Source organism: Pseudoalteromonas issachenkonii (assembly GCF_002310795.1).
In the GTDB taxonomy this organism is placed as follows: Bacteria; Pseudomonadota; Gammaproteobacteria; order Enterobacterales; family Alteromonadaceae; genus Pseudoalteromonas; species Pseudoalteromonas tetraodonis.
The window spans coordinates 314,286-326,534 of record NZ_CP011030.1 but is presented as its reverse complement, the minus strand read 5'-3'; the positions used below and the strand labels follow the sequence as shown (position 1 = coordinate 326,534).

Annotated in this window: 10 protein-coding genes; 7 read left to right on the top strand and 3 right to left on the bottom strand. The window is 40.5% G+C overall.

All coding sequences use genetic code 11. The annotated features are described in order from the left end of the window. Nucleotides 1-104 precede the first annotated feature (104 nt). The 5 genes from priA (at nt 105) to PISS_RS01465 (ending at nt 5,216) form a co-directional block, all read left to right on the top strand. Nucleotides 105-2,288: a primosomal protein N' gene (gene priA / locus PISS_RS01485; RefSeq protein ID WP_058154060.1), complete on the top strand. Its 2,184-nt coding sequence runs from the start codon at nt 105-107 to the stop codon at nt 2,286-2,288. A gap of 20 nt (nt 2,289-2,308) precedes the next feature. Beyond that, nucleotides 2,309-2,836, top strand: a complete 528-nt coding sequence (locus tag PISS_RS01480; protein WP_028834485.1) for an SPOR domain-containing protein — start codon at nt 2,309-2,311, stop codon at nt 2,834-2,836. 80 nt (nt 2,837-2,916) lie between these two features. Beyond that, complete coding sequence (gene hslV / locus PISS_RS01475) at nt 2,917-3,435, top strand: ATP-dependent protease subunit HslV (RefSeq protein ID WP_008115012.1); 519 nt, start codon at nt 2,917-2,919, stop codon at nt 3,433-3,435. A 12-nt stretch (nt 3,436-3,447) separates the two neighbouring features. Further along, a complete protein-coding gene (gene hslU, locus PISS_RS01470; RefSeq protein ID WP_013463899.1) occupies nt 3,448-4,776 on the top strand; it encodes an HslU--HslV peptidase ATPase subunit in 1,329 nt (442 codons plus the stop codon). 65 nt (nt 4,777-4,841) lie between these two features. Beyond that, nucleotides 4,842-5,216, top strand: coding sequence for a gamma-butyrobetaine hydroxylase family protein (locus tag PISS_RS01465; RefSeq protein ID WP_008115008.1), 375 nt, complete (start codon nt 4,842-4,844; stop codon nt 5,214-5,216). Nucleotides 5,217-5,286: 70 nt separating this feature from the next. Here the strand turns inward: PISS_RS01465 and PISS_RS01460 are convergent, their stop codons facing one another. After that, nucleotides 5,287-7,167 (bottom strand): methyl-accepting chemotaxis protein, encoded by a 1,881-nt coding sequence (locus tag PISS_RS01460; protein ID WP_036955757.1) that lies wholly within the window; start codon nt 7,165-7,167, stop codon nt 5,287-5,289. Nucleotides 7,168-7,593: 426 nt separating this feature from the next. Here PISS_RS01460 and rraA point away from each other — a divergent pair, with 426 nt between their 5' ends. Next, nucleotides 7,594-8,091 carry a ribonuclease E activity regulator RraA gene (gene rraA, locus PISS_RS01455; RefSeq protein WP_008115004.1) on the top strand — a complete coding sequence of 166 codons (498 nt, stop codon included), beginning with the start codon at nt 7,594-7,596 and terminating at the stop codon, nt 8,089-8,091. A 1-nt stretch (nt 8,092) separates the two neighbouring features. After that, on the top strand, nt 8,093-9,142 hold the full coding sequence (locus PISS_RS01450) for a formimidoylglutamase (protein WP_058154059.1): 1,050 nt from the start codon (nt 8,093-8,095) through the stop codon (nt 9,140-9,142). A 6-nt stretch (nt 9,143-9,148) separates the two neighbouring features. Here PISS_RS01450 and PISS_RS01445 read toward each other — a convergent pair whose 3' ends face one another. Then, on the bottom strand, nt 9,149-10,873 hold the full coding sequence (locus PISS_RS01445) for a GGDEF domain-containing phosphodiesterase (protein WP_058154058.1): 1,725 nt from the start codon (nt 10,871-10,873) through the stop codon (nt 9,149-9,151). A 59-nt stretch (nt 10,874-10,932) separates the two neighbouring features. Beyond that, nucleotides 10,933-12,180: an imidazolonepropionase gene (gene hutI, locus PISS_RS01440; RefSeq protein WP_058154057.1), complete on the bottom strand. Its 1,248-nt coding sequence runs from the start codon at nt 12,178-12,180 to the stop codon at nt 10,933-10,935. Nucleotides 12,181-12,249: the final 69 nt, after the last annotated feature.

Here is a 12,249-nt window from a genome sequence, read left to right as displayed (position 1 = left end):
TTTTGCTAAAAAGTCGGCAAACACCTATTCATTACTGATTTGTCGGTAGGCTTTTAATGCTATTTTTAGTACATTAAACCATTACGTTAATTGGTTGAGTTGTTATGCGTTTTGCTGAAGTTGCAATAAAAGTCCCCTTGCCTCGCACCTTTGATTATAAAGTGGATGAGCAATTAGTACCGCTGACTCAATTACAGCCTGGTATGCGCGTGTTAGTCCCTTTTGGTAATCAACGTAAAGTAGCGGTTATTCTTAGCTTAAAAGCGGAAACAGCAGTCCCCGAAGGCAAAATAAAATCTATTATTGAAGTTATTGACGACTCACCGGTGTTATCTGCGCAGCATTTAGAGCTACTGAAATTTACAGCGCGTTATTATTGCTATCCACTCGGTGAAACTATTCATATTGCATTGCCCAGTGCACTGCGCCAAGGTGAGTGCCCTGATAAAACCAGTATAAACATGGTGACATTAAGCGAAAAGGGGGCACTTTTACCGTCTTTAAAAGCTAAAACACAGCTTAATTTGCTTAAGCAATTATCAGCATCCGGTAAATCATCATTAACCGAACTCAAAGCCCTCGGGTTTAATAAAAAAACCATTGATACCCTTTTAGATAAAGAGCTAATAATTCAAACCATTGAGCACGACAATCAATGGCAACATACCTCGCCAACGGTTGGCAGCAAACCTCGTTTGAATAAAGAGCAAGCCATTGCCTGCACTGCAATTAATCAAAGTACGGGGTTTAATAGCTTTTTGCTAGAAGGTGTCACTGGCAGCGGAAAAACCGAAGTTTACCTGCAATGCCTAGAAGAAGTATTAAAACGTGGCGAACAGGCGTTAGTGCTCGTTCCTGAAATCGGGCTAACGCCTCAAACGGTCAATCGTTTTAGACGTCGCTTTCCTGACACCCCTATTATGTTATGGCACTCGGCATTAACCGATAACGAGCGTCTGCAAACATGGCGCTTTTGTGAAAAAGGCAGTTGCGCCATTGTTATAGGTACCCGTTCGAGTATTTTTCTGCCATTTTTAAAGCTCGGGATGATTGTGGTTGATGAGGAGCATGATGCCTCATTTAAACAACAAGACACTTTACGCTATCATGCCCGTGATTTAGCTGCGTATCGTGCCTATCAGCATCAAATTCCACTTATTTTAGGTAGCGCCACGCCAGCACTAGAAACACTGCATAAAGCGATTAATAACAAATACCAGTTGCTTACATTAAGTGAGCGCGCACAAACCGCCACCGATAATCAGTTTAAGCTGCTCGACATGAAAGGTCAGCCTGATCGAGCCGGTATTGCGCATGCCAGTCTTGCAATAATGCGCCAGCACCTAAATAGAGGAAAGCAGGTGATGGTATTTTTAAATCGCCGTGGGTTTTCTCCTACCTTGATTTGTCATGAATGTGGTTGGTTGAGTGAATGTAACCGCTGCAGCACCAGTGCGACTTTTCATAAGGCAATAGGCCAAATGATTTGCCACCATTGTGGCGATCAATATCATGTACCGCATCAATGCCCTGACTGTGGTAGTACGCAAATATTTCCTAACGGCAAAGGCACCGAGCAAATAGAAGAGTTTTTAAGTAGTGAATTTGCAGACACCCCGATCAGCCGTATCGACCGTGACTCAACTCGGCGTAAAGGTAGCCTTGAAAAAGCACTGGATGAAATAAACCAAGGCGGCGCACGTATTTTAGTTGGTACGCAAATGCTGGCAAAAGGCCACCATTTTGCTGATGTTAGCCTAGTACTTATTTTAGATGTCGATAGTGGTTTGTATTCGTGTGACTTTAGGGCTACTGAGCATTTAGCACAATTAGTAACACAAGTTGCAGGACGCGCGGGACGTTCTGGCGAACCCGGTGAAGTATTATTACAAACGCACTTTCCTGAGCACCCGTTATTACAAGACTTAGTTAATAATGGCTATCAAGATTTTGCCCGCTTTGCACTCACTGAGCGAAGTGATGCACAGTTGCCACCTATTACGAGTATGGCAATTGTTCGCGCACAAGGGCATAACATAAAGCAAGTCGTCGACTTTCTAACGGATTTGGTTCCTGTCAATGGGGTATCTGGTATACAATTGCTCGGACCGATCCCCGCGCCTTTAGAAAAAATTGCGGGAATGTATCGTTTTCAATTACATATTCAAGCGCAAGATCGACGCATACTACATCAGTATCTCGCGCAAATGGTTGATTATCTCAGCACTAGCAAACTTGCACAAAAAGTTCGCTGGAGTTTAGACGTAGACCCTACAGACATGATTTAGGTAAGGCCACATATAACACCATGGCACAGCACGATTATATTAATAAAAAACCAAAAAATAGAAAAAACACTAAACAAGAGCCGGCTAAAAAACCCTTCCCGTTTTTGTTAATCATTATTGCCTTGTTACTAGTCGGTGGTTTTGCATACGGACTCTGGTTTGTTAAAAACAATGCCGATCCAGAGCTTGTTGAAAAGCAAGCAAATCCAACACCCGAAAAACAAGTAGAAATAGCTAAACCGCGGCCACCTAAATTTATTAAAGAAATTAAAGAGCATGAGATTCAGGTTGAAGTAAAAGAACTTGAACAAAAAGGCCCTTATGTCATGCAATGTGGTTCATTTAGAACCCATCAGCAAGCTGAAACCTTAAAAGCTAAAATAGCCTTTGCAGGATTAATTTCAGAAATCAAAAAAACCACAGGCAGCAATGGTATTTGGTACAAAGTGCGTTTAGGGCCTTATGAAACCAAGCGTCATGCAGAAAGTGACAAGAACAAACTTAAACGAATTAATATTGTCGGCTGCGGAATTTGGGGCTGGACTTGAATTTAAACCATTCACCCATATAACCTCTTCATAATCGTTTTTTACGCGCTGCCCCTTACAGCGCGATGATGAGGAATAACATGACTACAATCGTAAGTGTACGCCGTGATGACAAAGTTGTTATTGGTGGTGACGGCCAAGTATCTCTTGGTAACACAGTAATGAAGGGCAATGCCCGAAAAGTTCGACGCCTTTATAATGGCAAAGTTATCGCTGGGTTTGCTGGCGGCACTGCTGATGCCTTTACTCTTTTCGAACGTTTTGAAAGCAAATTAGAAATGCACCAAGGTAACCTCACTAAAGCTGCTGTAGAAATGGCTAAAGATTGGCGTAGCGATCGTGCCCTGCGTAAACTTGAAGCTTTACTTGCTGTTGCTGATGAAACAGCTTCGCTAATTATCACCGGCAACGGTGACGTGGTGCAACCAGAAAACGACCTAATCGCAATTGGCAGCGGCGGTAACTTTGCGCAATCAGCTGCAACCGCCTTATTAGAAAATACCGACTTAAGTGCTCGTGAAATTGTAGAGAAAAGTCTAACAATTGCTGGCAACATCTGTGTATTTACGAATAACTTCCAAACTATCGAAGAATTGTAATAGGAACTCGCTATGTCTGATATGACCCCAAGAGAAATTGTTCATGAGCTAGACCAACATATTATTGGCCAAGCTAAAGCGAAAAAAGCGGTTGCTATTGCCCTTCGTAATCGCTGGCGCCGTATGCAGTTAAACGAAGACTTACGCGCAGAAGTAACGCCAAAAAATATCTTAATGATTGGCCCTACGGGTGTAGGTAAAACTGAGATTGCTCGTCGTTTAGCAAAGCTTGCCAACGCACCTTTTATTAAAGTTGAAGCCACTAAATTTACAGAAGTAGGTTATGTCGGTAAAGAAGTTGAAACTATCATCCGTGATTTAGTTGATGTTTCAATTAAAATGACACGAGAGCAACAAACTAAAAAGTTCAAACATCGCGCTGAAGAAGCGGCTGAAGAACGTATATTAGATGTATTACTGCCTCCAGCGAAAGATCAATACGGTGAAGTTCAGCGCGATGAAAATTCATCGACACGCCAATCGTTTCGTAAAAAGTTACGCGAAGGCCAATTAGATGACAAAGAAATTGATATTGATTTAGCCCAAGCTCAACCTAATATTGAAATTATGGCTCCTCCTGGTATGGAAGAAATGACCAACCAGTTACAGGGAATGTTTCAAAACATGGGTGGTGATAAACGCACTAAGCGTAAGCTTAAAATTAAAGAAGCGTTTAAGTTACTTACTGAAGAAGAAGCCGGTAAACTGGTTAATCCTGAAGAATTAAAAGAACAGGCCATTTTTGCAGTAGAGCAAAACGGCATTGTGTTTATTGATGAAATAGACAAAATTTGTAAACGTGGTGAAGCCTCTGGCCCAGATGTAAGTCGTGAAGGTGTACAACGTGATTTACTTCCGCTTATTGAAGGCTCTACCGTTAATACTAAGCACGGCATGGTAAAAACTGACCACATGTTGTTTATTGCCTCAGGCGCATTCCAAATGTCTAAACCATCAGACATGATCCCTGAGTTACAAGGCCGTTTACCTATTCGTGTTGAACTTGAAGCACTCACAGCCGATGACTTTAAACGTATATTAACTGAGCCACACGCGTCACTTACTGAGCAACAACGCGAGCTACTCAAAACAGAGCAAGTCGCTATTGAATTTAGCGACGACGCAATTGAGCGTATTGCTAAGGCGGCATGGCAAGTAAACGAAAAAACCGAAAATATCGGTGCGCGTCGCCTTCATACAGTTATGGAAAGGCTAATGGAAGAGATTTCATATGACGCTTCTGAAAAAGCGGGTTCAAGCCTTGTTATCGATGCCGCCTACGTTGAAAAACACTTAGGTGCGCTAGTTGAAGATGAAGACTTAAGTCGTTTTATTCTTTAATTGAAAACACAAACAGTTATACTAAAAGCCTCCAATATGGAGGCTTTTTTGTAAGCGAGATGACGATGAAACAAGTTACAAAAGTGCACTATCATAGTGTGAGTAAAAATTTAGATGTTTATTTTGATGATAACTCTGAAGTTATATTTAGCGCTGAGTTTTTACGGGTACACTCCCCCTCAGCAGAGGTTCAAGGCCATGGATCTGAGCCTATGAAGTTAGTACTAAATAAACAAGCAGTGGGCATTAAAACCATTACGCCGGTAGGGCATTACGCGTTACGTTTAGAGTTTGACGATGGCCATAACAGCGGGCTGTTCAGCTGGCAATATTTTGCTAAATTACAAGCTGAACAAACAAGCTTATGGGATACGTATTTAGAGCGTGTTAAACAACATGAAAACAACAAAGACAGCGTACCCATAAAGTTTGTCCCCTAGTATTTAGTCTGAACTTATACTCTGTGAATGAGAAAAAAGCGGCAATTAAGCCACTTTTTTCTGTTAGTAGTTAAACCTTATATTTTGAAATTGCTTGATGAAGTACCCTTGCTTGCTCAGAGACCTCTTCACTGGTTTGCGCATTAGTTTGTGAGTGAGCCGCAGCCCCCTCTGCAATATCTCGAATACGGACCACGTTTTTATTTACCTCAGAAGCCACCTGACTTTGCTCATCAATAGCAGTAGCAATATGTGTACTCATTTCCATAATAGTTTGCACATCAATGGTAATTGATCCTAGCAGCTCACCCGCTTTTGTTGCTTGTGTAGCACTTTCGCCACCTTGAGTACGACATTGGTGCATGATACTCACAACTTCTTGAGTACGCTGTTGTAGGGTGTTAATAATGCCTTCTATTTCGCTGGTTGACTCCTGCGTACGCTGTGCAAGTGAGCGCACTTCATCTGCAACAACCGCAAAGCCACGACCTTGTTCACCCGCTCTCGCCGCTTCAATGGCAGCATTTAAAGCAAGTAAATTAGTTTGCTCTGCAATCGCACGTATCACATCAAGCACAGAACCTATGGTTTCACCATCTTTTTCTAGCTGAGACACCACGCTGGAAGCTTTACCAAGTGAATCAGATAAGGCATTAATATGCTTAATGGTTGACTCTACTTCAACCTGACCTTGCTGGGCGCTTACATTGGTCGATTCAGCCTTTTTAGCGGCGGCTTCAGTATTGTGTGAAATATCTTGAATCGTTGCCTGCATTTCTGTAGCAGCGGTTGCTACCATATCCGCTTCATGTAATTGCTCTTGCATACCAGAGCTAGTCGCTGAGGTTGTTTCAGATAGGTTCCCTGTTGCTATATTAAGCGTTGTTAGAGCCGTATTTACTTCGTAGATGAGATCTTTAAAGTCACTAATTAAACTATTAAAGTCTATGGTCATCCTCGTTACTTCATCTTTCCCTTTATGCTCTATAAACAAGCTTAAGTCATTGTTTTGTCTTATCTTATCTATTGCTTGATAAACTTTTTCAATAGGCTGGATAATTGAACGACTGGTCAAGTACACAAGTAGCATAACGATGATACTAGCAATTATAAAAATGACTATTGCTAATAATTGCGCCTGCTGCGCCGTTTCAGTTACTTGCTCTTTAGTCGCATTAGTGATCAAAGTAACCACTTCATCACTTTTCTTAACACTTATTCTCATTTTCCCTAGGGCACCCGAATTTAAATCGACGCCTAATTCCACCTGCGCCTCTACCAATGCAGTAAATTTATTTTGGTAGTTGGTCATTAACGAGACCAATTGGTTGCGTAAATTATTAGGTAGCTCTGCAGCATTTACTTGTTGTTTTAACTCGCTTGCTAATTTATTAAATCGATCTAAATACTTGGTATCTAAACGTAGCATAAAATCTTTTTCAGCTCGACGCAGCTGTAGCATAGTGGTGAGTAATTGGTAATTATTTTGCTCACTAAGCAATGTTTCTATTTTATGAACTGCTTCTCTCAGCTCGCCATATAAAGCGTCTTTTGGGTGCAACCCGATTTTACGCTGTAGTTTTACAACATTTTGAAAGTCGTCATAGTACTGTTGGGCTAACGTAGAAAATTGATTGACCTGAGCCGTAGCAATATTTAAATCTGCAGATAAAACAGATAGCTTTTCTAGTTTAAATTGTAGTTTTTTATATTCTTGTGCAAATAGCTCTAAACTAGACTCATCTTTGTAAAACAAAAAGTCTTTTTCGTATTTACGCATCGAAAGCTCATGCACATCTAGCTCTTCAGCGTACTGAATAGTTTCATTTAATTTAAGCATAATACGTGCTTCATAAATGATGATGCACAGCATAACAATCATCGCTAAGCCAACGATTAATGCGTTAAATTGTAAACGACGTTTAATCGTTAGATTCTGTAAAAAGTTCATTGTAAATACCTATATTAAATTTGCCAGTTCAGTATAACGTGATGCTTTCTTGTATTAACATAATTTTGCTACATGAAATAAACAATAATGCCTATCATTAAAAACCAAAAAAGGGCTACCAGTAAAATTTAACCATTAACAAACTCCCTTTATACAAATGGACAATATAATCATCGGCCTGATCACAGTATTGTTTAATTTTTACAGTCTCGCCAATCAGAACTTAAATCTCTCGCACTTATAAGCGCTCAGCCCATAGCTTTAAAAATATTTATTTATAAAGATGACAATTTTATTAAAAAATTATGAGTCGTGTTATTGATTTAGTTCTATTTCTGGCTAAATTTACTGCAATTAAGTCGTTGTTATTGAATATAAGGAGGGTATACTAAGTTACTAACTTATGTATCTTTTGAGGATAAAATAATGGATTACAGCACTTCTGATTTATGTGACCATTTCGCTGATGTGGTTGACGTGCTTGAACCTATGTTCATCAACTTTGGTGGTCGACACAGTTTTGGTGGCCGCATTAAAACGGTAAAATGTTTTGAAAATAATGAACTGATCCGTCAATTGCTTTCTCAAGATGGTACAGATCAGATTTTACTTATTGATGGTGGTGGCTCCACTCGCAGAGCCTTAATTGATATTGAACTGGCTGAGCTGGCACTTGAAAACAATTGGCAAGGTATTATTGTATATGGTGCACTGCGCCATGTTGATGAACTTGAAGAACTGGATTTAGGAATTCAAGCCATTGGATCAATTCCGGTTGCAGCTGACAGTGAAGGCGCGGGTGAAAGCGGCATAGGCGTTAACTTTGCGGGTGTATCATTTTTCGATGATGATTTTGTTTATGCCGACAGTACAGGTATTGTACTTTCTGCTGAAGAATTAGAGCTAGAAATAATAGAACTGTAGCGTGACAGCACACCTTAAAGTATATAACGAAAGCACGCTCAAGCGCATTTGTTCTAACCGTGCAGGTGAACAAAAAGCGTGGCAGTCAATGGCATTACTTGACGCAAACGTTAATATACAACAAGCGCTTACTGATGCTGCACAGTTTGGTATGCGCTTTGTTTTACTGGGCGTTTGCGAAGACATTGGACCTAGAGCCAATTTAGGTAAAGGCGGAGCACAGCATGCTTGGCCCGCTTTTTTACAACACTTTTTAAACCAACCTCACAATCACGCTATTGCCATGCAAAAAGTGTTACTGCTTGGCGAAGTAAACCTCGATGACTTAATGGAACAAGCACACCCGCTTGATAACCAAAATCCTCTCGATTTAGACCAATTACGTCAGTTGTGCGCTGAGGTCGATGTGCGGGTTGAAGCAATTTTAAGCATGATTTTTAAAGCAGGTCTTGAACCCATCATTATTGGTGGCGGACATAATAACTGCTTAGGTATTATTCGCTCGCTTGCAAAATATAAAAACAGCGCAATTAACGCCATTAATTTAGACCCCCACGCCGACTTTAGAGAGTGTGAAGGCAGACACAGTGGCAATGGTTTTCACTACGCCTATCAAGAGCAGCACCTTAACAGTTACCATGTAATTGGCTTACATGAGCTTAAAAATAATCAACAAATTTTTAATGCGATGCAAAGTGCAAAATTTAGTTTCACCAGCTATCAAGCGATTAATGTTAGGCGAGAAATAAGTTTAACGGAGGCAACTAACAATGCACTAAACGCATTTGATAACGCACCGTTAGGAATAGAAGTTGATTTAGATAGCCTAACCAACATGCCTGCAAGCGCATTTAATTATTGCGGTTTTGATGTTAGCGATGGCGAGCATTATGTTTATTTAGCTGCAAGTAATCATCACAGTGCTTATTTACATTTATGCGAAGCAGCACCCTCGCAACATCCTCACTCTCTTGCTGCGGGTAAATTACAATGTGGTCAAGTTATCAGCGCCTTAGTAAATACCTACCTACAAACCAAGCAAAAAATCTAATCTTCCCTAGTCTTCTTGTGCCTGTAACCACTGTTTAAACCAACTCATTAACCCTAAGCTACTTAAAGGGTGTCCGAAGTAGTAGCCTTGTGAGGCATAAGCTTTCAAACTTTTCACAAATTTAAGTTGGTCCAGTGTTTCAACACCTTCAAAAATCACTTTTGTTTGTTGCTGATTATGCATTTCTACCATACCGCTTACTAAGCTGCGTATATTATTTTGATTACTAAAGTCTGCAGTTAATGCAGGCGATACTTTAATATATTCCACCGCTAAACTAGGTAACTTAGAAAGTAATACAGGGTTATCACCTAAACCATCAACACACACTTTTAAACCTAAACTATTAAGCCTTGCAATCATGGCTCTGCCTTTATCATCGAGGCTGGTAAAAACATGAAGCGGACATTCAATAATTAAATCGCCTGGCCTGAGTTGATGCTCACCAATAACCCCATAAACAAAATCAACAAACTCTTCGTTGAGCATTTCTGGGCCAAATAAATTAACACTCAAAGGTACCGATATCCCTTCCATACGAAGTGCCATGGCTAATTCGCCAGCACGCTCTATAACAAAGGTAGCCAGTGAATAACCAAGCCCTGCAATTCTAATATCATTTATAAATCGGCTTGCCGATAAGGTGCCTTGCGTGGGGTGTTGCCAACGTAATAACAATTCTAAAAACTCAATTTGGCCATCGCCGTTGCGAATAACGGGTTGAAAAAACAGCTCAAACTCATCAGCAAAGCTGATATTCGCAAGCTCTGTTAATCGCGCTTGTTGCTCTAAATGCTCAACCGTCATTTGTTGATGATAAGCCACTATTTGTTTACTTGGCTGACTATCAAGTGCCAAGTAAGCATGACTAATTAAATCATCAAAGTTCGTACTTTGTTGATCGCAATGAACATAACTGGCTCTTACCTTTACTTCAATAGTGCAATTTGCCACGTTAAAGGGCTTTAATGTAGCGCCAATAATTTGCTTGATAAGCTGTTGATGTAAATGATTATGGCTTTGTAGATCACAAATAAACGCAAAATTTAACCCGCCTAAATGCGCTAATTTAGCGTGCGGAGCAAGGAACAACACTTCATCACTGTCTAGTAAGTCTTTTATTCGATTTGCCGACTGCGACAACAATAAGTCACCAAAATCTCGACCAATATGTTGATTTACCTGCGCAAACCCCTCTAGCCTTAATACAATAAGTGCGGCTCTGAATGAACCTTCATCAGTAAGCTCATTATACTTTTGACGTAACTGTTGTTTATCGGGGAAGCTGGCTAAGGGTGAGTTTTCAACATACACCTCAGGCTCGGTTTGTGGCTTTAAAGGCGCAGTAGCTATAGGCTCATTATCAGCTAAAAAACCACTGACTGAGAGCAGTAAAATAGCCATGAGCAACCACGCTAAATGCAGCGTAAAAAAGAGATACCCTATTAATAATAAAGCAAGTAATGCGCTTGCACAGGCACTGATAAGAAGTGGTTTTTTTTGCTTTTGTAACTTCGCTTGATATAAATTAAAACCAAAACCTAGCGCTAGTAAAATAGCGAGCCAAGGTATTGCACTACTGACCATAGCTAAGCCAATGAGCCCAGTACATAAAAAGCTGAGTCTCATTACGTTACTTTTAACGGTTAATAGCGTGGCAACCATTGCCATTAAAAGTGCACCACTTAAAAAAATAGCTAAATTGCTGTAGCTCAATAACGTTCCATCCATAGCTGACGTACTCACTGACATTAAATAAAACATAGGTTTAAGAGTTAATTTTATACAAACTAACTAAGTTTACCCAATATCCATAGATTTAACAGTTTATTTACCCCAAACTGATAACTTAATTGTGCAGGATGGTCAATTTGCCAATGAGCTATATCTGCGCGAGCGCCAACTTTTAACATCCCTCTATCAGTAAAACCTAAAGCACGAGCCGCATGTGCTGTTACGCCAGTTAATGCCTGCTCTGGGGTGAAATTAAATAAGGTGCAGGCCATATTCATCATTAATTGCAACGAACACAAGGGTGATGTGCCGGGATTAAAGTCACTGGCGATCGCAATAGGTACTTTGTATTTATTTAACAGCTCAATTGGTGGGTATTTCGTTTCTTTTAAAAAATAAAAAGCCCCAGGCAGTAATACCGCCACAGTGCCTGCGTTTGCCATAGCTTTAACGCCTGCTTCATCAAGGTATTCTAAATGATCAGCCGACAGGCCATTGTATTGTGCTACCAGCGCTGCACCGTGTTGATTTGATAATTGCTCGGCATGACACTTGATTGCCAAACCCTGTTTTTTAGCTGCATCAAATACGCGTTGAGTTTGTGCGTAGCTAAAGCCAATGTCTTCACAAAAAACGTCAACGGCATCTACTAGGTCATGTTCAACAAGCGTGCTTAGCATTTCATTGCATACCAAATCTATGTAATCATCACTGCGGTTTTTAAACTCCAAAGGTAGCGCATGTGCCCCTAAAAAGGTGTTAACTACTTCAATGGGGTGATGTTGATTTAACAGCCTAGCCACCTCCAATATTTTTTTCTCATTGTCTATATCAAGCCCATACCCTGACTTAATTTCAACCGTCGTCACCCCTTCAGCTAACAATGCATTTAAACGCTCTTTTGCTGCTACAAATAACTGTTCGTGGTCAGCCTCTCGGGTTGCTTTAACTGTACTTGCTATTCCCCCTCCCTGCGCGGCTATTTGCTGATAGCTCACGCCCTGCAAACGCTGCTCAAACTCTTGCGCACGAGAACCGGCAAACACTAAATGTGTATGGCAATCAATTAAGCCTGGGGTTAACCATTGCCCTTTTACACTTAATATCGGGGTGGCTAACACATCAAAATTAGGTAAGTCAGCTTGCTTACCTAGCCACACTATTTTGCCATTTTTAATAGCTAATGCCGCATTTTCTATCGCCCCATAAGGCGCATCAATATTGCTATCCATGGTCGCAATGTTGGCATCTGTGAGCAATAAATCGATATCATTTAACTGTTCTGTAGACTCTGTGGCTTGCATAAGTTTCTCCGCGATAATGTTCAAACGAGTTTAACAACACATCTTGTATATACAAGGTAATTATGCCAT